General features: G+C 62.6%; 22 protein-coding genes and 1 pseudogene. 10 read left to right on the plus strand and 13 right to left on the minus strand.

Annotated features, from left to right (window positions below; genetic code table 11):
• The first annotated feature begins 127 nt into the window (after positions 1–127).
• From RAH39_RS12605 to RAH39_RS12625, 5 genes are all read left to right on the plus strand, one after another.
• Entirely contained in the window at positions 128–1,057 is a 930-nt protein-coding gene (locus RAH39_RS12605; protein ID WP_306590476.1) for a hypothetical protein, read from the plus strand.
• Between the two features lie 37 nt (positions 1,058–1,094).
• Positions 1,095–1,712, plus strand: coding sequence for a PIG-L deacetylase family protein (locus RAH39_RS12610; protein WP_306590477.1), 618 nt, complete (start codon positions 1,095–1,097; stop codon positions 1,710–1,712).
• A complete protein-coding gene (locus RAH39_RS12615) occupies positions 1,709–2,851 on the plus strand; it encodes a glycosyltransferase family 4 protein (protein WP_306590478.1) in 1,143 nt (380 codons plus the stop codon). Before RAH39_RS12610 ends, RAH39_RS12615 begins: the two co-directional genes overlap by 4 nt.
• Positions 2,851–3,999 carry a glycoside hydrolase 100 family protein gene (locus RAH39_RS12620; RefSeq protein ID WP_306590479.1) on the plus strand — a complete coding sequence of 383 codons (1,149 nt, stop codon included), beginning with the start codon at positions 2,851–2,853 and terminating at the stop codon, positions 3,997–3,999. The genes RAH39_RS12615 and RAH39_RS12620 overlap by 1 nt, the downstream gene beginning before the upstream one ends.
• A 90-nt stretch (positions 4,000–4,089) precedes the next feature.
• Entirely contained in the window at positions 4,090–5,172 is a 1,083-nt protein-coding gene (locus RAH39_RS12625) for a 3-oxoacyl-ACP synthase III family protein (RefSeq protein ID WP_306590480.1), read from the plus strand.
• Here the strand turns inward: RAH39_RS12625 and RAH39_RS12630 are convergent.
• Both RAH39_RS12630 and RAH39_RS12635 read right to left on the minus strand, forming a co-directional pair.
• Entirely contained in the window at positions 5,157–6,860 is a 1,704-nt protein-coding gene (locus RAH39_RS12630; protein WP_306590481.1) for a hybrid sensor histidine kinase/response regulator, read from the minus strand. The two genes, RAH39_RS12625 and RAH39_RS12630, sit on opposite strands and share 16 nt — an antisense overlap.
• A 142-nt stretch (positions 6,861–7,002) precedes the next feature.
• A complete protein-coding gene (locus RAH39_RS12635) occupies positions 7,003–9,594 on the minus strand; it encodes a chemotaxis protein CheB (protein WP_306590482.1) in 2,592 nt (863 codons plus the stop codon).
• A gap of 300 nt (positions 9,595–9,894) precedes the next feature.
• Here RAH39_RS12635 and RAH39_RS12640 point away from each other — a divergent pair, with 300 nt between their 5' ends.
• Positions 9,895–10,161 (plus strand): hypothetical protein, encoded by a 267-nt coding sequence (locus RAH39_RS12640; protein ID WP_306590483.1) that lies wholly within the window; start codon positions 9,895–9,897, stop codon positions 10,159–10,161.
• A 240-nt stretch (positions 10,162–10,401) separates the two neighbouring features.
• On the opposite strand, the gene RAH39_RS12645 is transcribed toward RAH39_RS12640, so the two are convergent.
• From RAH39_RS12645 to RAH39_RS12680, 8 genes are all read right to left on the minus strand, one after another.
• Positions 10,402–11,781 carry an RHS repeat-associated core domain-containing protein gene (locus RAH39_RS12645; RefSeq protein WP_306590484.1) on the minus strand — a complete coding sequence of 460 codons (1,380 nt, stop codon included), beginning with the start codon at positions 11,779–11,781 and terminating at the stop codon, positions 10,402–10,404.
• A gap of 242 nt (positions 11,782–12,023) precedes the next feature.
• Positions 12,024–12,374 carry a hypothetical protein gene (locus tag RAH39_RS12650; protein ID WP_306590485.1) on the minus strand — a complete coding sequence of 117 codons (351 nt, stop codon included), beginning with the start codon at positions 12,372–12,374 and terminating at the stop codon, positions 12,024–12,026.
• The gene (locus tag RAH39_RS12655) at positions 12,371–12,700 is read right to left on the minus strand and encodes a hypothetical protein (protein ID WP_306590486.1); all 330 of its coding nucleotides are present in this window, start codon (positions 12,698–12,700) and stop codon (positions 12,371–12,373) included. The genes RAH39_RS12650 and RAH39_RS12655 overlap by 4 nt, the downstream gene beginning before the upstream one ends.
• 310 nt (positions 12,701–13,010) lie before the next feature.
• Complete coding sequence (locus RAH39_RS12660) at positions 13,011–13,466, minus strand: DUF4258 domain-containing protein (protein WP_306590487.1); 456 nt, start codon at positions 13,464–13,466, stop codon at positions 13,011–13,013.
• 218 nt (positions 13,467–13,684) lie between these two features.
• Positions 13,685–14,113, minus strand: a complete 429-nt coding sequence (tnpA, locus tag RAH39_RS12665) for an IS200/IS605 family transposase (RefSeq protein ID WP_306592105.1) — start codon at positions 14,111–14,113, stop codon at positions 13,685–13,687.
• A 105-nt stretch (positions 14,114–14,218) separates the two neighbouring features.
• The gene (locus RAH39_RS12670) at positions 14,219–15,304 is read right to left on the minus strand and encodes an RHS repeat-associated core domain-containing protein (RefSeq protein ID WP_306590488.1); all 1,086 of its coding nucleotides are present in this window, start codon (positions 15,302–15,304) and stop codon (positions 14,219–14,221) included.
• 141 nt (positions 15,305–15,445) lie between these two features.
• Positions 15,446–16,054: a hypothetical protein gene (locus RAH39_RS12675; protein WP_306590489.1), complete on the minus strand. Its 609-nt coding sequence runs from the start codon at positions 16,052–16,054 to the stop codon at positions 15,446–15,448.
• Entirely contained in the window at positions 16,051–17,328 is a 1,278-nt protein-coding gene (locus RAH39_RS12680; RefSeq protein ID WP_306590490.1) for an RHS repeat-associated core domain-containing protein, read from the minus strand. The genes RAH39_RS12675 and RAH39_RS12680 overlap by 4 nt, the downstream gene beginning before the upstream one ends.
• On the opposite strand from RAH39_RS12680, the gene RAH39_RS12685 reads away from it, so the two are divergent.
• The 4 genes from RAH39_RS12685 (at position 17,327) to RAH39_RS12700 (ending at position 18,988) form a co-directional block, all read left to right on the plus strand.
• A complete protein-coding gene (locus RAH39_RS12685) occupies positions 17,327–17,530 on the plus strand; it encodes a hypothetical protein (RefSeq protein ID WP_306590491.1) in 204 nt (67 codons plus the stop codon). The two genes, RAH39_RS12680 and RAH39_RS12685, sit on opposite strands and share 2 nt — an antisense overlap.
• 66 nt (positions 17,531–17,596) lie before the next feature.
• Positions 17,597–18,037, plus strand: a complete 441-nt coding sequence (locus RAH39_RS12690; protein ID WP_306590492.1) for a hypothetical protein — start codon at positions 17,597–17,599, stop codon at positions 18,035–18,037.
• A gap of 42 nt (positions 18,038–18,079) precedes the next feature.
• On the plus strand, positions 18,080–18,520 hold the full coding sequence (locus RAH39_RS12695) for a hypothetical protein (protein WP_306590493.1): 441 nt from the start codon (positions 18,080–18,082) through the stop codon (positions 18,518–18,520).
• Positions 18,521–18,562: 42 nt separating this feature from the next.
• On the plus strand, positions 18,563–18,988 hold the full coding sequence (locus RAH39_RS12700) for a hypothetical protein (RefSeq protein WP_306590494.1): 426 nt from the start codon (positions 18,563–18,565) through the stop codon (positions 18,986–18,988).
• 53 nt (positions 18,989–19,041) lie between these two features.
• On the opposite strand, the pseudogene RAH39_RS14105 reads toward RAH39_RS12700, so the two are convergent.
• The 3 genes and pseudogenes from RAH39_RS14105 to RAH39_RS12710 all read right to left on the minus strand — a co-directional run.
• Positions 19,042–19,353, minus strand: a pseudogene (locus tag RAH39_RS14105) (PKD domain-containing protein); the annotation flags it as partial.
• A gap of 3 nt (positions 19,354–19,356) precedes the next feature.
• Entirely contained in the window at positions 19,357–23,958 is a 4,602-nt protein-coding gene (locus tag RAH39_RS12705) for an RHS repeat domain-containing protein (RefSeq protein WP_306590495.1), read from the minus strand.
• A 326-nt stretch (positions 23,959–24,284) separates the two neighbouring features.
• The gene (locus tag RAH39_RS12710) at positions 24,285–25,475 is read right to left on the minus strand and encodes a response regulator (RefSeq protein ID WP_306590496.1); all 1,191 of its coding nucleotides are present in this window, start codon (positions 25,473–25,475) and stop codon (positions 24,285–24,287) included.
• Positions 25,476–25,506: the final 31 nt, after the last annotated feature.

Genomic DNA, 25,506 nt, shown 5'->3' on the forward strand with positions numbered 1-25,506 from the left:
CGCGCCGCGGGCGGTGGGCGCAAACGCGCAATCCACATTCTTTCAATCAATTGAAAACATGGTACGGAATCCGCTCATGATCTCCGGGGCTTTCGGCGTTGCTGCCCCGCATCGATTGGAGAGAGACATGCGACATTCCCTCATCGCGCCGCTGGTGCTCCTGGGCACCGCGGTTTCCGCCCCCGCGCAGGTGAGCATCGGCGTGGGCATCGGGCTTCCCGGCGTGAACATCGGGATCAACTTCCCCATGTTCCCGGATCTCGTCCGCGTGCCCGGCTATCCCGTCTATTACGCCCCGGGCGCGGACGCGAACTACTTTTTCTACGACGGGATGTACTGGGTCTACCAGGGGGACGATTGGTACGCGAGCTCCTGGTACAACGGGCCCTGGGGGCGGGTCGCGCCGGAGGCGGTCCCCCTGTTCATCCTGCGGATCCCGGTGAGCTACTACCGCCGTCCCCCCGCCTTCTTCGGAAGCTGGCAGCGGGACGCCCCTCCGCATTGGGGCGAGCATTGGGGCCGCGGGTGGGAGGAGCGGCGCCGGGGTTGGAACACCTGGGACCGCCGTTCGGCGCCCGCCCCCGCCCGGCTCCCGACCTACCAGCGGAACTACGCGGGGGAGCGCTATCCCGGAGTTCAGCAGCAACGCGAATTGCGCGAGCGGAATTACCGCTACCAGCCCAGGGAAGGGATCGTGCGAGAGCACTACCGCGAGCAGCGGGCGCAACCCGCTGCACCGTCCCCTGATCGCGGGCCGCAGAGAGGTCAATCGCCCCGGGATTCCCGGCCCGCGGATCCGCAGCCCCAGCGCCCGAGGCCGGAAGAGCCGGCGCGACCGCGCCCCACGCCCCAATCCCCACCTCAATCCCAGCCCCAGCCCGGGGGTCGGGAAGCTCCCCGTCCGCAGCCTCCCCAGGGGCGGGAGCGGGAAGCTCCCGGGCGGACAGGTCCGGGTGAGGCCCGGCCGAGCCCGGGGCGCGATCAGGGGCGGGATCAGGGCCGCGGTCCGGAACGGCCCCGGGAGAACCGCGGCGAAAAGCCCAGGGAAGACCGGTAGATTGAGCGGCCAGGGAGCGTCTTCCGGGGCCCCTCGCGTGGCCGTGATCGTGGCCCATCCCGACGACGAGATTCTGTGGGCCGGCGGGCTCCTTCTCGATCATCCGGAATGGTCCACCTTCATCGCCGTGCTGTGCCGGCGGGACGATGCCGACCGCGCGCCCCGCTTCTTCCACGTCCTGGAGCGGCTGGGCACGCGGGGGGCCATGGGCGACCTGGACGACGGCCCCGCCCAGCGCCCCCTTCCCAATGGGACCGTGATGAAAGCCGTGCTCTCGCTGCTGCCCGAGCGGGAGTACGACCTCGTCCTCACCCACTCGCCGCGCGGGGAGTACACGCGCCACCGGCGGCACGAGGAGACCTTCCGCGCGGTGTGGTCCCTGTGGAACCGGGGCGTCCTCCAGACCAAGACGCTGTGGGCGTTCGCCTATGGCGATGGCCACCTCGTGCACCTTCCGCGGGCCGAGGAGGACGCGACGCTGCGCCTGACCCTGTCCGAGGAGATCTGGAGCGCGAAGCGCCGTCTCATCACCGAGGTCTACGGCTTCGGCGAGGCGAGCTGGGAAGCCCGCACCACTCCCCGCGAGGAAGCCTTCCACTGCTTCGATACGCCCCAGGCCGCGGCGATCTGGTCAGAAGAGGGACGCTCCGCATGAAGGTCCTGGTGCTGTACGACTACCCTCCTTCGCCGGGGGGCCTGGCCACCCAGGGGGACCTGCTGTATCGCGGCCTCCTGGAGCTGGGCGTGGAAGCGCGGGCGGCCCATCTGAAATCCGACCTGGAAAAGGAGTGGTACTACCGCTGGTTCAAGCCGGACGTGGTGGTGGGCGTGGGCTTCTGGGGGGATTTCCCCGACATCGTCCACCATCCGCAGCGCTTCGGGATGCTGCCCGTGCCCTGGCTCCTGGCCGACGGCTACGTGGCGAACTACCGCCACGACCTCAACGAGATGCCGCTGATCCTGGTGACGGCGGACTGGGTGCGGGAGACCTACGTCCGCGACGGCATCCGGGGCGACCACATGGTGACCCTCCCCGTGGGGTGCGATACGGACGCCTTCATTCCGCGGGAGCCCGGCGACCCCAAGGTGCATGCCGTGCGGCAGATCCTCGGCGTCCGTCCCGACCAGCTCATGATCCTCACCGTCGGCGGGGACGCGGCCTCCAAGGGCGCCCGGGAAGTCATGGAGGCCCTCGCCCGCCTTTCCGGCGAGGTCCCCGACTGGCGCTACGTCTGCAAGGTCTGGCCTCAGCCGCGGACCGCGATCCAGAACGCCCTGGACGAAGCGCTGGCCGCCCAGCTCGGGATGGCGGACCGGGTGAGTTTCCCCACCCACCGCGTGTCCCGAAACCTCATGCCCTTCCTCATCTCCGCCTGCGACGTGTACGCCGCGCCCTCCCGCCTGGAGGGATTCGGGATGCCTCAGGTGGAAGCGGGCGCCTGCGGGAAGCCGGTGATCGGAATCCGGGCCATGGCCATGCTGGACACGCTGGTCCACGGGGAGACCGCCTTCCTGGCCAGCGTGGCCCAGGAAAACCGCCTCGCCGAGACCGTCCTCGGCCCGGAGTCGGGCTTCGAGCCGGGCCACCGCATCATCTTCGACCGGCCCCGGGTGGCGGACTACCGCGCCGACGTGGGAGACCTCGCGTCCCACCTGCGGACCCTCCTCAACGACGCGCCCCTCCGCAGGCGGATGGGAGAGGCCGGCCGGCGGCGGGTGGTGGAACGCTTCGACTACCGGCGGGTGGCCCGGCGGTTCGTGGAGATCCTGTCCGAAAAGCTGTGGGGCGCCTGATGGAACCCCGGCTCGGCGCCGCCATCCAGGATGCGCAGCGGGGGGCGGTCGCAGTCCTGATCCACAACGCCCACGGCCCCTTCGACGGCCTTCCCCGCACGGCCGGATGGGGCTACCCCGAGCCCTACACCCGCGACCTGCTCATTTCCTCGCTGGGCATCCTGGCCTCGGGGAACGCGGAACTCCTCGCGTCCCTCAAGCGCGTGATGGCGACGCTGGCCCGGAACCAGAGCCGCCGGGGACACATTCCGTCCCTGGTCCACGATCCCGAGGACCGCGGCGCGAGCGACACGACCCCGCTGTTCCTCCTGGTGGCGGGCATCCTTCGGAACGTCCTCGGCCGGCCCCGCTACCTGGAAGGCCCCGTCCGCAGGGCCGCGCGCTGGATGGAATACCAGGCCGCCGACGACCGGGTGATGGTCTCCCAGCAGCCCACCAGCGACTGGCGGGACGAACAGTGGGTCCTGGGGCACGGCCTCTTCGTGAACACCCTCGTCTACGCGTACCTCAAATGCCTGGGGCAGTCCGAGCGGGCGGAGGCCCTCCAGGGGGCCCTCAACGGCCCCGCGGACGGCGTGGACCGGAACCACCCGGTGGAAGGCCTCGCCGTCCGTGGGCGGCCCACCTACGCCATGTGGTCCTACAAGGTGCTGGGGGATCCGCGCTGCGACGTGCTGGGCAACAGCCTCGCCATCCTCACGGGCCTGGCCCCGCCCTCGCGGGCGACCCGGATGGTGGCCTGGATCGAAGACGAATGCGACGCCCTGCGCTCCCGGGGGGAGCTGGCCTTGGACCTTCCCCCCTGCCTGTTCCCCTTCATCCAACCCACGGACGAGGACTGGCGTCCGCGGTACGCGCAGTACAACCTTCCGGGCCGCTATCACAACGGCGGCGTCTGGCCCTTCGTGTGCGGGTTCTATGTGGCGGCCCTGGTGGCCGCGGGCCGGCCCCGCCTGGCGCGAAGGAAGCTGGAGGCCCTCACCGACCTGGTGCGGCCCGCGCGGGAGGTCCGGGTCGCCTACGGCTTCAACGAATGGTTCCAGGCCCAGGACGGCGCTCCCTCCGGGCAGGACTGGCAGACGTGGTCCGCCTCCATGTACCTGTATGCGGCCGCCTGCGTCGAGCGGGGCCGGGCGCTCTATTTCTGAAATGCGGAGGGAACTGGAACCGCGAGGCGACGGGTGGACCTAGACTGTTGCCAGGGAACGTACGGAACTCGCGCGCCGCAGGAGGAACGGATGGTTCAGCCCCGAAGCGTCATCACGGGGACGGGAAGCTGCATTCCCCCGCGGAAGATCCCGAACGACGCGTTCCTGGAGCATCGGTTTTTCGAGGATCGCGACCGGCCCTATTCCCCAGCGGAGACCGCGCGGATCGTCTCCAAATTCCGCGACATCACCGAGATCTCCGAACGCCGCTACGTCGCGGACGATCTGGTGGCCTCGGACCTCGCCTTCGAGGCGGGAAAGCGGGCGCTGGACTCCGCCGGCATCGATCCCGAGACGCTGGACTACGTCATCGTGGCGCACAACTTCGGGGATATCCGGGCGGACGACCGGCGGTCCGACCTCGTCCCCACGCTGGCCGCGAGGGTCAAGGCGAAGCTGCGCATCGCCAACCCGTCCTGCGTCGCCTACGACCTCCCCTTCGGCTGCCCCGGCTGGCTCCAGGCCGTGATCCAGGCCGACTACTACCTGCGCTCCGGCGACGCGAAGCGGGCGCTGGTGATCGGCACCGAGACCCTCTCCCGCGTGTCGGATCCCTTCGACCGCGACAGCCTGATCTACGCGGACGGCGCGGGCGCCGCGGTGCTGGAAGCCCAAGCGCATTCCGCGCCCGTGGGCATCCTGTCGCACGCCGTGCGGTCCGACACCCTGGAGCACGCGGACCTGCTGTGGATGGACCGCTCCTTCAATCCCGGTCCCGGCCACGATCAGCTCTACCTCAAGATGAAGGGCCGGAAGCTCTACGAATACGCCCTCGCCACCGTTCCCGGCGTCGTGCGCGAGTGCCTGGAGCGGGCGGGCCTCGGCCTGGCGGACGTGGACAAGGTGCTGATCCACCAGGCCAACGGAAAGATGGACGAGGCCATCCTCAAGCGGCTGTTCAAGCTCTACGGGATCTCCGAGATTCCCGACGGAATCATGCCCATGACCGTCTCCTGGCTGGGCAACAGCTCCGTCGCCACGGTGCCCACCCTGCTCGATCTGGTGATGCGGGGCGAGCTGGACGGCCATGCCCTCGCGAGTGGAGACGACGTCGTGTTCGCCTCCGTGGGCGCCGGAATGAACATCAACGCCGTCGCCTACCGCTGTCCCTGATCCGCGCCCGGAACGTCCTCGGGGATCAGCTCGCGCATGAGCTTCGTGATCTCCCGGATGGAAAAGGGCTTTTCGATTCCCCGGGCCCATGGGTCCTGGCGGAGACTCTTCGCGATTTTCGGTTCCAGGTTCCCCGTGGCGAGAAGGACCGGCTTGGTGGGATGGAGGCGCCTGAGTTCCGCGAGCGTCTCAAGGCCCGTCATCCCCGGCATGTTGTGGTCCAGGATGACCAGGTCGAAGTCCACCTCCATCGAAAGGTAGCGGAGGGCGTCCAGCCCATCCACCGCCACCATGACCTTGTGGCCGAGTACCCGGAACATGGGAGGGATGGTGGATTGCATCAGCTCGTCGTCATCCACGAACAGGATGGTGAGGGAGCGGCCGATCGGAGTGTCGGTGGCCTTCTCGGGCGGGACGGCAGCTTTCGGATCGAGCAGCTCCGGCAAGATGAGCGAGACGGTGGTGCCCTGGCCGAAGCGGCTTTCGATCACCATCTCTCCGCCCATGGCCCGCGCCGTTTCCAGAGCCATGGACAGGCCCTGGCCGGTTCCCAGGCCGATGGGCTTGGTCGTGAAAAAGGGTTCGTGGGCGCGCACCCGGACCTCGGGCAGCATCCCGCACCCCGTGTCCTCCACCGAGAGTTCGACCAGCGAACCGGGCAGCCTTTGGATCCGCAGGGACAACCGCCCGCCCGCCGACATGGCGTCCGTGCTGTTCGCGCACAGGTTCATCAGGGCGGTGGAGAGCCGCGCCGGCTGCGCGAGGACGAACGGATGGGACTCGCAGGCCTCCATCGTGAACTGGATGGAATGCGAGGACGTCCGCTCCAGCAGGCTGATCTGGTTGCTCACCAGGGTGTGTAAATCGACGGGCTCGGGATCCTTGGGGTCCTTCCGGGAGAACCGCGTGAGCCCGCTCACCAGCTCCTTTCCCCGCACGGCGGCCTTTTCGATGAGGGCGAGGGAACCCGCGAATTCCCCCTGGACCCCAACGTTCAACTTGAGGGTTTCCGTGACGGCGTAGATCGCGCCCAGGATGTTGTTGATGTCGTGGGCCACCCCCGCCGCCAGCCTTCCCAGGCTGTCGAGCTGCTGGGCGTGCTGGATCTCCATCTCGTAGCGCTGGCGATCCACTTCCGCCTGATGCTGCTCGGTGATGTCCACGAAGGCCAGGCGGCATTCCTCCCGCTGGGATGGCCACGAGGCCTCGATCCGGATCCACTTGACCATCGCGTTTCTCGGCCGGAGGGGAAGTTCGCACACACCGGGAGGGTTGCCTGCGAAGTGCCCATCGAGGAAGGCGAAGAAGTCCGCCCGATTCCGGGGGGCCATCCATTCGGGAAAGGAGCTTCCCACCAGGCTCGACCTCGACGTCTCGAGCAGGGTGGCCGCCGTCAGGTTCGCCCGCCAGATTTCGCCCTTCCGATCGATGACGAGGTAGCCCACCGGCGCGTGGTCGTAGAGGTCGGTGTAGGCCTCCAGCAGCGCTTCGATCTCCTCCCCGGAGCGCTTGAGCTCCCCGTTCTGCATTTCCAGTTCGATCTGATGGACCTGAAGCTCGTGGAGAAGCCGCAGGGCTTCCGACTTGCTGACGTTCGCGAGGGGAACCTCCTCCTTCCGCGCCAGCGTCAACTCCGCGGAGCGTCGAAGCTCGTTCGGATCCTGGGGCAAGGATCGGTGTGGACCCATGAATCCTCCGCTTGACGCCGTCGGCATCCCTCCCGATCAAGCACCTTCCGCGCCAGCCCCATAAATTTAATGAATCAATTATTTATAAAATTATATATCCCCATTTATTTCTAAATTTCCATCAAAGTGATGCCGGGTTCTCTTATTTTGATGGAGCTGGAAGGGCTTTTTTCTGATCTTTCACCTGGCCTCGAAGCTCCGCTTCCAGGGCCTTGGCGCGCGAGATGTCCGTGAAGGAGACCACCACCCCGGCGCTGGCGCTCTGGGGCGTGCGATAGGGGAGGATGCGCACCGAATGCCAGGTCTTCCCGCCGCGGGAGCGGAGTTCCTTCTCGCAGGAGGCCCGCGTCCGAAGGACCTCGAGCGCATCCCCCGCCAGATCCGGGTAGTCGAGGTCGTTCACGATGTCGGTGATCGGCCGGCCCACGTCGCCCGGGATGAGCTTGAACAGCCGGGTGGCCCCCGTGGTGAACCGCCGGACGTTCAGCTGCTCGTCCAAAAAGAGGGTCGCCACGTCGGTGGCGTCCAGCAGGTTTTGCATGTCGTTGTTGGTGGTGGAGAGTTCGTCCACCTTGGCCTGCTGCTCCGCATTCACCGTCTGCAGCTCCTCGTTCAGGGACTGCAATTCCTCGTTGGTGGACTGCAGCTCTTCGTTGGCGGCTTTCAGTTCCTCCTGGGAGCTCTGCATCTCCTCGCGGAGGATCTGCAGGTCCTCCATGCGGCCCTTCAGCTCCAATTCCAAATCGACCACCCGGGACTCCGTCGCGGATGCCGCCTTGCGGCGAGGGCGGGACTCGGAGGCCAGGGCGGCGGCCTGGTCGCTGAAGACGATCATCACCATCCCCTGCAGGGCGTCGGGGCTTTCGAGTTCCTGGACGGTGACGTCGACGATCTGGGTGCCGCCGTCGGTCTCCACCTTGAGGCCCCGGAGCAGAACGGGCCCCTTCCCTCCCACCGCCTTCTGGAAGGCCAGGGGGAGTTCCGCCCGCAGGCCTTCGCGGGCCATGGCGAAGACGTTCCAGTTGGCCTTGCCCATGGCCGGTTCCAGGTACTTCCCCGTCCGCCCGCTGACGTAGAGGATGTCGCCGGAAGCGGAGGCCAGGACGGAGGCCGGGGCGAACCGCTGCAGGAGGACCTGGTCGGCCAGAGCCTGGAGGTTGATCGAGGGCGTGGACATGGCGGACTTTCGGAGGGACTCCCTCAGGAGGGGGACATGGAGGGGAAAGAGCGCTCGCTCGGGAAAGAAGCTTGCGGCCTGCCGCCGGAACAGTCTGGATTTTCCGGGATGCGGCGTGAAGAGGTCGGAGGCGTTCCCGATGCTCTCCGCGCTCCCGAGCAGCAGATGCCCGCCGGGGTTGAGGCTGTAGTGGAAGAGCGGCATCAGCCGCTTCTGGAGCTCGGGGGCGAGGTAGATGAGCAGGTTCCTGCAGGCGAGCAGGTCCAGGTGGATGAAGGGGGGATCCTGGATGACGTCCTGGACCGCGAAGACGATCATCTCGCGGATTTCCCGGCGGATCCTGAATCCGCTTCCCTCGGCCCGGAACCACGCGCTCAGGCGCTCGGGCGAAAGCTCGGCCACGGCCCGGGCGGAGAAAAAGCCCCTGCGGGCCTTGCCGACCGCCTCCGGATCCAGATCCGTGGCGAAGATCTGGAGCGAGTAGGAGCCCTCCGGCTGGGCCTGATGCAGGGCCTCCCGGAAGGTCATGGCCAGGGTGTAGGCCTCCTCCCCCGTGGAGCAGGCCGCCACCCACGCCCGGAGGGGGCCGCCGCCGGGCCGGGACGCGAACAGGGCCGGGAAGACCTCTTCCCTGAGCTCCCGCCACGCCTCGGGATCCCGGAAGAAGCTCGTCACCCCGATGAGCAGCTCCTGGAACAGGAACTTCACCTCCTGCGGGTTCTCCGCCAGATGGCGCAGGTAGGCCGAAAGGGAGCCCAGGCCGTGGATCCCGATCCGCCGCTCGATCCGCCGGTAGACCGTGCTTTTCTTGTAGAGGGAGAAGTCGTGGCCCGTGCGGTCCCGGAGCAGGATGCAGATCTTGGCGAACGCGCTGCGATCGTGATCCGTGAGGCGCGGCTCGACGAGGCTCCGACCCAGGGCCTTCTGGACCAGTTCCACGATTTCCGAAGCCAAGGCCGCAGGGGGCGCCACCCGATCCGCGACGCCCTCCTCGATGGCGCTCTGCGGCATGCTGTCGAAGCGCGCGGAGGCGGGGCTTTCCACCAGGACCAAGCCGCCCCTCTCCCGGATCGCCCGGACGCCCTGGGCTCCGTCCGAGCCCATCCCCGAGAAGATGATTCCCACGGCGCCCTCGCGCCGGTCCTCGGCCAGGGCTTTGAAGAAGAAGTCGATGGGCAGCCTGCGGCCCGGAGGGTCGGCCGGCGGGAACAGGAAGAGCGTGCCCCGCAGGATCGACATGTCCTTGTTGGGGGGAATGACGTAGACGTGATCGGGCCTGAGCTTCAGTTTGTCGGTCGCCCGGACCACCTTCATCAACGTGGCGCGCTGGAGGAGTTCCACCAGCATGCCCGGACGGTTGGGATCCAGGTGCTGCACCACCACGAACGCCATCCCGGAATTCGGAGGCAGATGCTTCAGGAACTCATCCAGCGCTTCCAGCCCGCCCGCCGAAGCCCCGATCCCCACGATGGGAAAGGCGATCGCCTGCGGCCCCGGACCCGCACCCTCCGCCCCGGAGGGCGGAGATGGCCGTCTCGATCGGAGCCCTTCCGCCATCGCACTCCCATCTCCGCCCATCCGAGGGCCCATGACTGGAGTGTGGGACCTTCGGATGGACAGCGGAGGCGGGATTTCCCAATCACTTCTCCGGCCTTCCAGAAGCTTTGCCCACCTGAGGTCACCCAGATCACCGCGCTGTCGGTAGTCCCACCCGACACGGAAGCGGCGAACGTCCAAACCTCGCCGGGTTTCAATACAGCGGTATTCGGGCTAACGATCACGCCCGAGATGACCGCCTTCACCGTCACCTGCGTGCTGCTCGTCGTGGTCTGATCCGCCAGGCTCGCGGCCGTCACCGTGAACGTTCCCGCCATGGTCGCGGTGAACACGCCGTTCGCGTCGATGCTCCCCCCGTCGCTCACCGACCACTTCACCCCCAGCTCCGCCACTCCGCTCACCGTCGAAGTGAACTGCAACGTGGCCCCCGCATTCACCGATGCATTGGCCGGCGAAGGCGTGCTCACTCCGATTGGGTTGACATTGACCGTCGCCGAACCCGCCTTAATGGAGCGATTTAGCTCTAAATTTATTAATAAGCAAGTGAAGGATCCCCACAACGCCTAGATTGAATCCAAACGGAATAACAGTAAGCCATATGAAGTCAGTAGGGAACACTACTCGCCACGGGATGTAGCTCCAAGGAAGTCCGAGGACGAATATCAATTTATCGAAGCTCCCATGCCCTCCCCCAAATCCTCCTTGCCCAAAATAGATAACCATTGCACCTGCAAAAAGCACACAACAGGCGATGTAAGCAAATTTGATCATGCGCATAAGGGATCCTCTTCCAATCAATCTAATGGGCTAATCGTTCTTTTTCTTTTTCTGATTTTCCTCTGCCTGCTTTTTTCGTTTAGCTTCTGCAGCACCTATCACTCTGTAAATCTGATTCGCGATCTTGAGCTTGTCCTCTGCCGTTTTGGCTCGATTGAACTGACCAACAAGCCCTTTGAGCTGATCCCAAGTCACTGCACCGCCCTTACCACCCCCAATAATCCCCAAGGCTTCACCGAGCTTCTTAAAGGTACCTTCAGCCATTCGATCTGCCTTTGCTGGGTTAGTAGCAGTTTTGTCTGGAGTGGTACCATCCGACAGATGGCCGTATTTGGCACCATACCCCTCATGAGAGAAACTGTCTTGGTAGGCATGTAGAAAATCTCCCAAGCTTCCCTCCGTTTTCTCATTACGAAATGACTGCTCAAGCTCTTCACGCCGCTCTGTGGTAGTGAAATGCCAATCTGCGCGAATCGTTTCTCCGCCCCAAACTGTCTTTGGATCCCTCGTACCTTCATCTACTGCTTGATTAGCCCGCCCAATTGCCTCGGCGCGTTGTTGTGAGAATCCTGCGGCCCGGGCCAGTACAGTAGTTAGAACCAAATGAACATCCATTTGGTACATCCCATTCATGTCGATATTCAAAATCGGGTTGTTAGACACGTAGGAATAAATATTCCACTTCTGCGTGAACTCAAAATGCTGATCCAATCCCGGGTCGGGACTCAGGAACCTGCCATACCAAGGTGCGTAGAACCTCGCCTGCATATAGATGAGCCCGCTCGGATCCGTCTGCTCGTGGTTGGTGAAACCCTTCCCGAACTTCGCCGCGCTAGTCGCATCTGTCAAAGACTCGCCGAATGGCAGGAATTTCTGCTCGGATTCTACCACTCCGCTTCCATTGACAATGAATCGTGGACTCCCGAGATGATCGGTCAGGGTGTAGTGAGCGCCCTGGGCATCCACCTCCGCGATCTCCCGCGTGCCCACGTACACCACATCCCGCGTCCACCTCACCACCCAGCCTTTTACTCGAATGGAGGCTAGCCCATTCTTGGCTGAGTCCTGGAGGCTGGTGGCGGTGATCGTGTAGTTTCCTGATTCCGCGGGCGCCGTGAACGTGCCATCCGCGGCGATGCTTCCGCCGGAGGCTGTCCACTTCACCCCGCTGTCCGTGATCCCAAGACCCGACACCGACGCCGCGAACTTCAGAACTTCCCCGGGTTTCAATACCGCCGTATTCGGCGTCACGGTCACACTCGATATCACAGCCTTCACCGTCACCTGCGTGCTGCTGGTCTTGGTCTGATCCGCTACGCTCGCGGCCGTCACGATGAACGTTCCCGCCATGGTCGCGGTGAACACCCCGTTCGCGTCGATGCTCCCCCCGCCGCTCACCGACCACTTCACCCCCGACTCCGCCGCCCCGCTCACCGTCGAAGTGAACCGCAACGTATCCCCCGCATTCACGGATGCATTGGCCGGCGATGGCGTGCTCACTCCGATTGGGCTGACATTGACCGTCGCGGAACCCGCCTTGCTCCCGTCCTGCGTACTGGTCGCAGTTACCGTGTAGATTCCTTCCACCAAAGGCCGTGGCTACTAGGCTTGAGTTAGTTGGAGCGGGAAGGGTCAGATGTCAAGCAAGGCACTCAGTAGCGAGAGATCAAAGCTGCCCATATTGATCCAGAAATGATCGGTGGGGAAAAATGCAATATATTCATATATTTTGGCAATATGGGCCGAATCCAGATGGAGATAAGTCCTTTTACTACAACAACCGCTCCCAAATAGAGAATAAAGGACCTTTCATTTTTGAATAAGAGTCCGCCAATCAACAAAATCGCAAGCCACCCCAGCGTATCAATCAAAATAATAGCGAAAAACTTCCCCCATTTTAGATGTTGTGGGCTTGCTCGGCATTGCTTTATGAACAAAAAATACATCACAAACAAAGCAAGCCCGTATAATTGAAGCAAAATAAATAGGGTCTCGCTGTTCATTGCTTTTCCTTTTTGACATCAACGATGGTTAATCCGACTTTGAGCCCTGCAAAGATCTTTACTGTAGCTAATGTGAATCCTCCCTGGTCTCGACTCACAACCTTTGCTTCTGCCCCGACACTAACCTGTCCACCAATTTCACCACTCAACAAGATGACTTTATAGTCCCCCACGCTCGAGATCACCGCCTTCACCATCACCTGCGTGCTGCCGGTCTTCGTTTGATCCGCCACGCTCGCGGCCGTCACCGTGAACGTTCCCGCCATGGTCGCGGCGAACAGCCTGTTCGCGTCGATGCTTCCCCCGCCGCTCACCGACCACTTCATGTTCTCGCCTCAGCCCCACAAAACAAAGCCCACCATCACGGCGGGCTTGCAGGCTGGCTACTGGAGTTGTTCAGGCAAGGGATAACCTGATTTGCAAATCCTGTTCAGTTATACAAACTCAATTCCGACCACCACACCATCTACGTTTAGATCAAGCGCAATCTCAACACCTGATGCCGTAGGGAAGACCTCCGTTCGGTCCACAACATTCTGTGTATCTGAAAATGTGAGATAGAGGGATCCCTCCACATTGCCTGCCGCGCGATCTCGGTTTGCAAGTTTCAATAGATCATTAATATTTATCTTCATCTTATTTCCTCACGAATCTTTCGGTTCCGTCTGCCAATTTGACTGCATCGTTGAATTTTGACCTGACCATGGTGGTTACAACATTCCCACCGGCTTGCTTACTTGTTGCGACTTGTAGAACCTTACCATTCGCTGTTTGCACCACATGCGTAAAGGTATTGTTCAGCTTATCGAAATAGGTGGTCCCCTTCTCAACCGCCGTAGTTACTGCCTCCTGAGAAACACCTCTTTCAGCCATTCTCTCAAGAGCATGAGCACTAAAGCTAAGGGGTGATTGTGGATTCTCCACTTGTTGGGCGACAGCCTGAACTTCCTGCTGGACCACTGGAGCAGCTTGCGACCCCTTTGAGAACAGGTCTTTGGCTCCCTGCCAGGCGGCTGCCCCAGTTGAAGTCAACCATCCGAGGGCAGCACGCCCACCTCCCGCTATGGCTGCACCCAACGGTGATGTCGCCACCCCTCCAGTAACAAGGGCTGCTGTAGCCATTCCCCCAGCCACGGTGCGCTGCTGCTGCTCCTGAGCAACCATCCGCTCTGCCCGAGCCGCTGGAATTTCAGACTGAGTAAATATCCCCCGGCAGAGCCGGGGGCTTTATCAAGTGAGCCGCTCAAAGCGGCTAAGAGGGGTCGCTAACGCGGCCCCATTTCATCGGTGCCACCTCATGGTGGCCACCCCTACCAAGGCAACATCTGCTCCAAGCGCTGGTCCTCCCTTTCTTGTCGACGGATGTATTCCCGCACTGTTGCTTCGTCGCGCCCCACGGTCGATACGAAATATCCTCGGGCCCAGAAATGCTGCCCAACAAAGTTCCGCTTCCTCTCTCCGTAGACTCGAGCCAGGTGAATGGCGCTCTTCCCCTTGATGAATCCGATCACCTGCGATACCGAATACTTCGGTGGAATTGAAATCAGCATATGGACATGGTCACCCATCAGGTGCCCCTCAATGATTCGGCTTTCCTTCTGCTCTGCCAGCTTCTTCAGGACTTCTCCAAGGTGCGGCCTCAACTTCTCGTAGATCGTCTTCCTCCGACACTTCGGCACAAAGACCACGTGGTACTTACACTCCCATCTGGAGTGGCTTAGACTTTCTTCTGAGTCCATCTCAGTTCTCCTCATGTGTGCTTGGCGGCTCACATGAAGATTTCTGCGGTGGACTCCTGTATATGTCAAACATCTACTGCCTCCCCGGCACAGCCGGGGGCTTTCCTATGAGTTGGTAAGGCTAAGAACACGCATCTGAGGCATATCAGCGATGGGATAGTCTTCCATCCCATTAGGGTCGATGTGCGTTACAGAGTTATTACGCACATACGAGTAAATATTCCAGCTCTGCGTCTCTTCAAAGTGCTGATCCCGCGCCGGGTCGGGACTCAGGAACCTGCCATACCAAGGCGCGTAGAATCTCGCCTGCATATAGATGAGCCCGCTTAGATCCGTTTGCTCATGGTTCGTGAAACCCTTGCCGAACTTTGCCGCGCTAATAGCATCTGTCAAAGATTCACCGAAGGGCAGGAATTTCTGCTCGGATTCTACCTGACCTTGTCCATTCACGATAAATCGGGGGCTCCCCAAGTGATCCGTCAGCGTGTAATGGGCGCCCTGGGCATCCACCTCCGCGATCTCCCGCGGGCCCACGTACACCACGTCTCGCGTCCACCTCACCACCCAGCCTTTTACTCGAATGGAGGCTAGCCCACTCTTGGCTGAGTCCTGGAGGCTGGTGGCGGTGATCGTGTAGTTTCCTGATTCCGCCGGCGCCGTGAACGTGCCATCCGCGGCGATGCTTCCGCCGGAGGCGGTCCACTTCACCCCGCTATCCGTAATCCCAAGACCCGACACCGACGCCGCGAACTTCAGAACTTCCCCGGGTTTCAATACCGCCGTATTCGGCGTCACGGTCACGCTCGATATCACAGCCTTCACCGTCACCTGCGTGCTGCTGGTCTTGGTCTGATCTGCCCGGCTCGCGGCCGTCACGGTGAACGTTCCCGCCATGGTCGCGGTGAACACCCCGTTCGCGTCGATGCTTCCCCCGCCGCTCACCGACCACTTCACCCCCAACTCCGCCGCCCCGCTCACCGTCGAAGTGAACCGCAACGTATCCCCCGCATTCACCGATGCATTGGCCGGCGAAGGCGTGCTCACTCCGATTGGGCTGACATTAACGGTCGCGGAGCCGGTCTTGCTCCCATCCTGTGTACTGGTCGCAGTTACCGTGTAGAGTCCTTCCACCAAAGGGGCAATGTAGATTCCGCTCCCATTGATGCTTCCTCCGCTGGCGCTCCAGCTCACCGCCCCGCTGGGAGCGCCCACACCTGAGACCGTCGCCGCAAACGTCGTCGATTCCCCCGCCTTCAGGCTGATGGTCGACGGGCTCAGCCTTACCTCCTGATGAAGATTAGGAGGTGCATGAAGGAGAAGAAAAGGACCCTATTATTGCGGCATCTTGATGCTAATAGAGTCTTCACATCCATCAGAAGAATGCGATTCATCTAAGGGCTCTCTCTCATCAAAACGGGGGTCCTTTTCGACCATTTTCTCCAACTCCTGGACGCACCGTATGAGTCGATCTACTTGTTTTGTTGTGAGCGATTTTTTCTCAAACTCGGTTCTTTCCCCAAATTTATCTGAGATTCGATGTGCTAGCCCCTTCTCTATGAAAAGTAATTTGATACGATCCGAGTCTGAAATATCCTTGGTCCCTTTAGTATATATAAATATGACATCAGTTATTACCTTCGACCAATGCCCTGTAGAGACCCAGCTATCCCCGTGGAAGGATAGAGGTCGTCCCTTCACCCGAGCAGTATCCACACAGGCAAGGCGAGCAAGAGTTTGTAATGCTTCTCTGTGTGTGATGTGCCCTTTTCTCCATGAAATATAGACACAATCAGATACGTTTTCTATTTTATCTATTTTTATCTTACTGAAATCCAATTTAATAGTCGCAGAATTTATCTCTAAGAGAAGAGGTGGGGCTAGGGAAGGTGGTTTAGGAATAGGCTGAATCATTGCAGCAACCATCAAGAATGAGTGAATCATTTTCTCTCCTCCTTCTCCTTCGCCTCTTCAGCTTTCTCAATTTCTCGCCTCTCTCGCTCTTGTTGGACGCGAGTATCGAACTCTGATTTGATTGCTTTCGTAGCAGTTACAGCACTCTTAACCGCATCAGAATTCAGACCGTCTTTTTCACTTTGCTGTTCAGCGTTGTGATGATCCAAGGCATCCCCTAAATGTATCAATCCACCCCATACCTGGAATTCTTCATGCTGTGGACTCGTCATATCTTGAACAAGATGGGTCACTTTACCCAGTTCTGCCATGGCACCTTTGTGATCGCCATCGGCTTCCTTTTGAACGGCTGAAGCCATGGCCTTTTCCTTATATGCCATCGCGGCCTTTTGCGCCTCTTCAGGTGTCTGTTTAGGCGACCTCATCCCATGCTGGTATGAATTCTTCTGCGACTGGGCTCCATGTAAGAGCGTAGTTCTTCCCCCGTCTACCCTCAAACTTGATCTATTAATCAATTTTAGATCTTTACCAGAAAAGACCTGCCGATTAATCAACTCATGCGTGGGAGTGGACCATTGTCCCGTAAAATCAACATTAGATACTGGCCCATTACGCACATAGCTATAAATATTCCAACTCTGCGTCTCTTCAAAGTGCTGATCCCGCGCCGGATCGGGACTCAGGAACCTGCCATACCAAGGAGCGTAAAACCGGGCTTGCATGTAGATGAGCCCGCTGGGATCAGTCTGCTCGTGGTTGGTAAAGCCTTTGGCGAACTTTGCCGCGCTAGTCGCATCTGTCAAAGACTCGCCGAAGGGCAGGAATTTCTGCTCGGATTCTACCTGACCTTGTCCATTCACGATGAACCGGGGGCTCCCCAGATGATCGGTCAGGGTGTAGTGAGCACCCTGGGTATCCACCTCCGCGATCTCCCGCGTTCCCACGTACACCACGTCCCGGGTCCACTTTACGACCCATCCCTTCACACGAATGGAGGCGAGCCCACTCTTGGCTGAGTCCTGGAGGCTGGTGGCGATGACCGTATAGTTTCCCGACTCGGCCGGCGCCGTGAACGTGCCATCCGCAGCGATGCTTCCGCCTGAGGCGGTCCACTTCACGCCGCTATCCGTGATCCCGAGACCCGACACCGAAGCTGCGAACTTCAAACTCTCGCCGGGTTTCAACACAGCCGTATTCGGCGTCACATTCACGCTCGAGATCACAGCCTTCACCGTCACCTGCGTGCTGCTCGTCTTGGTCTGATCCGCTACGCTCGCGGCCGTCACGGTGAACGTTCCCGCCATGGTCGCGGTGAACACCCCGTTCGCGTCGATGCTCCCCCCGCCGCTCACCGACCACTTCACCCCCGACTCCGCCGCCCCGCTCACCGTCGAAGTGAACCGCAACGTATCCCCCGCATTCACCGATGCATTGGCCGGCGAAGGCGTGCTCACTCCGATTGGGCTGACATTGACCGTCGCCGAACCTGTCTTGCTGCCGTCCTGAGTGCTCCGGGCCGTGACGGTGTACTGACCTTCCACGAGCGGCGCCGTATAGGCCCCACTCCCATTGATGCTCCCTCCGCTGACGCTCCAGCTCACCGCCCCGCTGGGACCGCCCACACCCGAGACCGTCGCCGCAAACGTCGTCGATTCCCCCGCCTTCAGGCTGATGGTCGACGGACTCACACTCACCCCGTTGACCACCGAATTCACCGTCACGTTCGTGCTGGCCTTGGCATTTGAATCCGCCAGGCTCTCCGCCGTCACCGTGAACGTCCCCGCCGCCGTCGCCGTGAACAGCCCCGAGGCGCTGATGCTTCCGCCTCCGCTCACGGACCACTTCACGCCCATCTCCACGGCATTGCTCACCACCGCCGCGAATTGCAGGGTGCTTCCCGCATTCACGGAGCCGTTCGTCGGCGTCGGGGTGCTCACGGAGATGGCCCCCACATTCACCGTGGCCGAACCCGTCTTGCTGCCGTCCTGGACGCTGGTGGCGATGACGCTATAGCTCCCCCCCGCGATGGGTGCCGTGTAGACCCCGCTGCCGCTGATGCTTCCGCCCGTGGCGTTCCAGGTGACGGCCCCGTTGGGGCCACCCAACCCCGAGACCGTCGCCCCAAACGTCGTCGATTCCCCCGCCTTCAGGCTGATGGTCGACGGGCTCACGCTCACTCCGCTGACGACTGAATTCACCGTCACGCTCGTGCTGGCGCTCTTGCTGGGATCCACGACGCTGGCCGCCGTCACCATGAAGGTTCCCGCCGCGGTGGCCGTGAACACGCCGTTCCCATCGATGCTTCCTCCCCCGCTCACGGACCAGTTGATGCCCGCATTCATCGCCCCGTACACCGTCGCCGCGAACCGGAGGGTGCCCCCCGCGTTCACGGCGCCGTTCGTGGGCGTCGGGGTGCTCACCGAAATGGGTCCCACGGTCACCGTGGCGGAACCCGCCTTGCTCCCGTTCTGGACGCTGGTGGCCGTCACCGTGTAGCTGCCCGCCGCGATCGGCGCCGTGTAGGCTCCGCTCCCGCTGATGCTCCCCCCATTGGCGCTCCAGCTCACGCTCTGGCTGGGACCTCCCACCCCCGAGACGGAGGCCGCGAACCCCGTGGATTCCCCGGCCCTCAGGGCGATCGTGGAGGGACTGACGCTCACGCCCGTCACCACCGAATTCACGGTCACGGTGGTGCTGGCCACCTTGCTGGCATCCGCGGCGGACGTGGCCGTGACGGTGAACGTGCCCGCCGTGGTCGCGGTGAACAGGCCGCTCCCGCTGATGCTTCCGCCTCCGCTCACCCACCAGTTCACGCCCGTGTTCACGGCGCCGCTCACGCTGGCCGAGAACTGGACGCTGCTTCCCGCGTTCACGGACGGCCCCTGGGGGCTGATCGATGAGATTGAGGCGGGCGTGACGGTGATGGTCCGGGTCGCCGTCGCCGTGCCCGTCTTGTTCTGGTAGGTCAGGCACTCCCCGTCCACGTTCCAGGTTTTGCACATCTGGTAGCTGTAGGCCACCGTCAGCGTCACCGTGTAGGTTCCCGGCGCCGAGAACGTGTGGGTCGTCGACGCCGCGGAACTCGTCCAGCCATCGGTGCAGGACCACCCGTAGCTGTTGACCGCGTAGTTCAGCTTCCCCCCCGCTCCGCTGGTCGCCGAAAATCCCACCGTCTGGCCCATCCCCGCCGTGATCGAACTCGCCGGCGACGCGATGGTCGCTTCCACGGGATCCGCGGACAGCAGCCCGCCCGCCAGAACCAGCAATCCCAGGAGCGCCTTCCGAAACGCCCGTCCCTTCATGAGCCCATTTCCCATTTCGGTTCCCATGGCCTACTCCAGCCCCAGCTCGTACTCGGACACCAGCTGCCGAGCCTCGTTGTAGATGCGGTACTGCTTTCGAAGAAGGTTGGAGGGGGCCACGGTGCCCTGATACACCTCCACGACCGTCCGCAGGCCCTGATCGTCGTAGCGGTAGACTTCCACCACGTTCCGCGCGGCGTCCCCCATGCTTACGACCCGACCCAGCCCGTCATAGGCCATGGTCAGGAGGCTGCCGATGGCATCGGAGGTGCTGCCCGGAATGCGCTGGATGCGAAGCAGGTTCCCCTGGGCGTCATATCCGCTCACGCCCACCCCCGTGGACACGCCGCCGAGGGACGCGGGAATCCGGTTGGTCGCCCCCAGGGCGGCTTTCTCAGAGGCATTCAGGTCGTAGGAAAGGGCGCGCTGATCCGGCAAGGGGAGCAGCTGGGGCGAGGCCGGCGGCTCGGAACCCGGACTCCAATTCTGGACCTTCCAGGAATGCAGGCTCGTCCGGTTGCCGTAGGCGTCATAGCCGTAGGTCTGCATCAGGCCCAGGGCCGGGGAGGGTCCGGTGGGATGGTCCTTCACGAAGGCGCTCTGAAGCCGCCCCAGCTCGTCGGAGCGATAGAAATCCGTTCCGTCCGATTTCAGGCGGCCCGCCCCGTCATAGGCATAGGACCAGCTCGCCACCGCTCCAGCGGAAGCGAAATGCTGCAGCGAGGCCAGCCGGGTCTGGTCCAACCCATATCCCAGGAAGGTACTGGGTCCGCCCACCACCGACAGGCCACGAAGGCCCCAATGGATGGAATCGTACGCCAGGGTCGTCGCCCCCAGCCCAGGGAAGGAGGTGCCGTTGGGAAGTCCCTTGGCCCGGTCGTACTGGAACGTCTGTGTATTTCCATCCCCATAGGTACGGGAAGCGAGGAAGCCGTAATCGGGGTCGTACCCAAGCCTCTGGCTGAAAACAGGCAAATCGGGAACCGTTACCTTGAGAAGGGAGAGACGCCCATTCACGCCGGCGTACTCCAGTTCCCGCGTTCCTCCTCCAGCGCTCGCGAACGTGAGCTTTCCGCGGCTGGGCGTGCCGTCATTGGGACCATGGTCGTAGGTATAAGCCAGGCTCACGGCACCGGCCGAAGAGGTCAGGGCGCGGAGGTTCCCCACCGAATCGTATTGGGCTGAAACCTGCTTGGGGTCTCCGGATTCGAAACCGTAGGTGGTTTTCCAGGGCTTGCCGGAAACATCGAAATCCTCGTACCGGGTGGAGCCGCTTTCCGGTTGATCAAGCTGGGTCAGCCGACCGAGGGCGTCATAGGACCATCCTCTGGCTCCCTGTTCGATGGTCTGCGACTCGCTATAGGACTGGACCTGGGCGATGCGGCCCGCGGCGTCGTACCCATAGGTGGTCAGCTGGCCCTTGGGGTCGACCACCTGGACCAGGCGTCCCACGGCGTCATAGCGATAGGTGGTCTGAAGGTCGGTCTGAGCGGTTCCCACCTCCGCGGATTTCAGGGTCTGGAGCACCTGAAGGCCCTGGCTCCACCCTCCGTACTGGCGGGTGGTCGTCACGCCGTTGGGATCGACCGTCCGCACCACGCGTCCGCGCCAATCATAATCCGTTCTCGCCCCGACATAGGCTGCCGCCTGCGTCTGGTAGGTGGGAGGTTCCCCACAGACGGGGCAAGCCCCGGTCTCCCCCGGATCGGGAACCGAAGGGTCCGTGGTGGGAATTTGGGGTGCGGGATGGTTATGGCCGCAGGTGCGAACGAGCACGGTGGCTTCGGAGACAAGGTTGGCCTTGGCCGTATCCGCCACGCTTCCATGGTCGGACCAGACCGTCGTTCCCGTGACGCGCCCCTTCTGGTCCCGGGCATAAAGGCGATAGGAGTCGCTCCCGCTTCCTTCCTTGCGCTTCTCCATGGCCAATTCGCCCCAGGCGTTGTAATGGAACTCGGAGGTCTGGACGCCCCGTGTGGCGACCACCTGGGTGGGGGAAGGATGGTCGTAGTTCGTGGCCAGTTCGGTGCCCACGCGGTGGGAGACGAGCCGGCCGGAAGCATCCCAGCCGTAGTCCGAACGCACGCCGTCCGGACTGGTCTGGGAGGTGACTCGACCCAATCCGTCCCGGGTCTCCTGCATGTCCCACTGGACGCCCGCGGGCTTGATCGAGGAGAGAAAGCCGAGGGAATCGCTGTACGTATAGGAGGCTCCCACCCCGCCGGACAGGCGCATGGCCCCGGAAGGATCCTTCACGATCGCGCTTTGCAGCAACGGCTGATCGGCAGGCACGTGGGTGCTCTCCCCCACGTACGTGAATTCGGTCGCCAGCTGGGCTCCCCCCTCCGTGCCCGTCGTCACGCTCTTGGGCAGCGCGGTCCCGAAAACGAAGGTCCGCTTCACCGGGGGGGCGGAATACGACGCAGCTCCCACCACCCAGGGCGTCGAATCGACGATGGACGTGTGCTCATCCGTGATCTGGATGCCGCTCCACATGCTCGCATCGAAGGCCCCCACCAGATCCGTGGTGGTCTGGTGTCGGAGGTCGGAATAGGTCACGGGATTCTGGGCGCCCAAAGCCAGGCTGTAGAAATCCGCCGCCAGATCGGGTTTCTGAGGCGCGCGGTACCGTTCCTCCACCTTCTTCGTCCACAGGAAAGCGGAGGCGTCCCAGTTGCGGCTCTCCTGAAGGTGAAGGGTTCCCGATTCCTGGTCCCAGCTTCGGGTCCGGGTGGGATACACCTCGCTGCCGATGGAGGCGAAACTGCCCGCGGGATTCCCGAGCCTCCGGGTATCCCAGCGGTCATAGATGGTGAGGACGGGCGCCGAACTCTGGGCGGCCGAAAGCTCCATTTCGGATGCAGAGGGGGTGTCAGGATATTCGCGGGTCTGGGTGATCTTGTGGGTCAGATGGGCGAGCGTCTGCATGGAGGCTTCGCCAAGGGGTGTAGGTTCCACAAAGTAATTCACCACGGTCGACACGGGGGAGGGCATTCCTCCGGACGCAGTCACGGTAACGGCATCATAGAATTTCGTGCTCACCCATCCGTAATCGTTGGGAACGGGAACGGGCGTCACGCGGGCATGAGTGGTGCTCCTGAAAAGCCCCGTGGCACGGTCCTCTTCGCCGATGGTGGTGACGCCCCAAACATGGGCATTCCAGCGACTGAGATCGGGAACGTAACCCGCCCACGAATTGGGCGAGGAGTTGGGACGATAGGGATAGTGGTTCCAACCCAGCGAGATGAACTTGCCCGTGGAGAACTCGACGGTACTGAGAATGGGCCAGATTCCGGGGATGTTCCCGTCGAAGCGGGCCGCTTGATATTGGAATTGGACGGATTCGGAACTGGAAAGGTCGACGAGCTTGACCGGAAAACACGAGGTGGAGTACAGACCCCACTCCGGAAGATGGGAAATCATGGGCCAAGTGGCCGAGATAGGATAAAGAGCGGAGGTCGTCTCGGTCACCAGGTCCGCTGAAAAGTAGGTCAGGGAATAGGAAGGGGCCGGAGAGGCGCCTCCATAGGTGATCTGGACAGTGTGGCCCTTGGTGGCAGTGAGCCCTCCCACCGCTGGCTGAGCTGAGGAAAGCGCCACCTGACCTGTGAACTTGAAGGCCACAAAGGCTCCGGTGGGCTGTCCGGAGCGGAACCAGCGGGCCGTATAGTCCAATCCGTTGGGAACCGTATTCTGAGTGGCAATACCGATGTAACTGATGCCGTAGTCGAATTCGATGACATCCGAATATTTGTTTATGATCCGAGAAAGCACATACTGGCTGCTCCTGAGCCACTGCTTCCATTTACCGTCGGGGAGGTTTGCCACACGAGGGAGGGGAATGAAGCGGGAGGCCTCGACACCCCCCGACATGGCGTATTCGTAGGCGACGTCTCCCTGGATGACCAGGACACAGGTCGGGAAGGTCCAGAGTTTGCTCTCCATGCCGGGATCCGGAATGTTCAATTCCGGCGCCACTCCGGCTTTCCGGAGGCCGATGATCAGTTCATCGTTGGACCCCACTTGAATGAAGTCGGCGCGGGGCTGGCTGGCGATGGGGCTTGTGAAAAAGGGCAACGAAGCCACTTCCCACCCCTGGGCGCCACCCCTGCCGAACTGCGCCAGAAGGGCAGCGGGATTGCTTGCGCCGGCGGGAACGACGCCTGCTCCCAGCACGCCGCCCCTCCCGGTGGGGAGCGTGTAGGTACTCAAAGCCGACCCATTTCGGGTATCAGGGGCAAGGACCTCAAGCGTCCCCGGAGAAAAACTGCTCTGGCCCCCGGAGGCGTAGCCCGTCGTCAGCGTTTCCTGCTGAATTTGGAGCATCGCCTGCACTTCCGAAAACCCTGATGGCCCCATCAGCAGATAGGGGGGTTCTCCCAACAGGGCGTTCGGATCGATGAATTCGGTTCGACTCCACCCCAACGCGGAAGAACGGATGTACACGGCGGGAGCGAACTGCGCGCCCCTGGCGCCGATGCCCGGTCCCAGCGGAAGCCGCATGTTCACCGCGCCGGTGGCATCCTCCACTTCAAGCGCCCCATGGATGGTGCGAGGGCCAATGGAAGGGTCGTATTTCACCTGCTCAAAGTGCGTCTGGTAGGTCTGACCGGCCAGAAAGACGGACGACAAGCTCAGGAGAGCTCGGAGCAGAAAGAGTCTCGACATAAAAATCCCAGAGGAAAGATCCATTCTTCAGGATGGGCTCTCGGCGATTCAACAGTCGTTTTTGGAACCATCTCTGGAACGAGTCTTTGTGCCACCGGGACGGCATGACCCGCATCCCATGGAAACGCTTTGAAATCAAAATTCGATAAAGAATATTTCGATCTAGTACAAAAATCGCTCTTCACATTCCCAAAGAAAAACACAAGAGGGAGCTCAAGCGGAGATTTGACAATCTGCTGCGATTCACCCCCATGACTGGCGAACCCCAGCTACGGTGCGGAAGCCCTCCGCTAGCTCGTTCCCAAGGCCCCATCCATCGCCAGGCAGGCCTTCCAGCGGGCGAAGCGGGCGGGATCGGCGAGGAGGTGGGGGTGGAGGCCCCAACGGCCGTCGGCGAAGATGCCGGCGGAGCGGCCGCCGCCGTGGCGGGCGTCGGCGAGGTGCAGGGCCTGGGACAGGGGGAAGCCCTCGGCGGTGGCGGGCGGGGCGTGGTGCTCGCGCACGGGGCGGCAGAAGGCGGGGGGCAGGCCCCACAGCCGGAGGAGGTGGGCGCCCACCTGGGTGTGGTCCACGCCGTAGGTCTCCTGCTCCAGGACGGCCAGGGGCATGCGGCTGGACTGGGCCCGCTCCAGCAGGCTGCGGTAGCCGTTCGACGGATCCAGGGCCAGGACCACGAGCCCGATGTCGTGCAGCAGGCCCACGGAGAAGGCCAGGTCCGCCAGGCGGGTCTCGCCTTCCAGGGCCGCGAGCTGGCGCGTTCCCGCGGCCACCTCGAAGGAGTGCAGCCACAGCTTCTCCAGGTCCAGGCCCTGGGGCTTCGCCTCGCTGCCCGACACGAGGCCGCGGAAGAGAACCAGCGCGCGGAGCGAATCCATGCCCAGGAGGGCCACCGCCTGCCCCAGCTCGGAGACGGGCCGGTTGGACGCGCTGTGGACGGAATTGGCCGACCGCAGCACCTGGGCGGCCACGGCCACATCCTTCCGGATCAGGCGCGCGACCTCGCCCATCCCCGCGTCCTCCCGCTCCAGGAGCGCCACCAGTTCGGTGTAGAGGGTCGGCAGGCTGGGGATCTTGCTGAGCCCGCTCACGAAGGCGCCGATGGCACCTTGGCGCTCGGAATCGTCCTCGGCGTCGAGGCTCTCGACCACCTTCACCAGGAACTCGGCGTCCAGGGGCTTGATGAACAGGCGGTGGAGGTCGCCCTCGGCCTTCTCGATCCATTCGGCCATGGGATGGTCCGCCAGGGCGATTCGCACGGCCGCGGGCTGCATCTCGCGCACCCGGTGGATGAGGTCGGCGCCATCCATGTCCGGCAGGCCCAGGCCCGTGATCACCAGGTCCACCGGATCCCGCGCCAGGATCTTCAGCGCGTCGTCGCCGGTGGCCGCCAGCAGCACTTCCCAGCTCCGGTGCGCCTGCCAGAAGGCCCGCCGCGTCTCCTGGAGCAGGATCTCGCTGTCATCCACCATCAAAATCCGCATTCGCACTCCCCGGGGTCGGTCCTCCCTCATC

The organism is Geothrix sp. 21YS21S-4, from assembly GCF_030845995.1.
Lineage (GTDB): Bacteria > Acidobacteriota > Holophagae > Holophagales > Holophagaceae > Geothrix.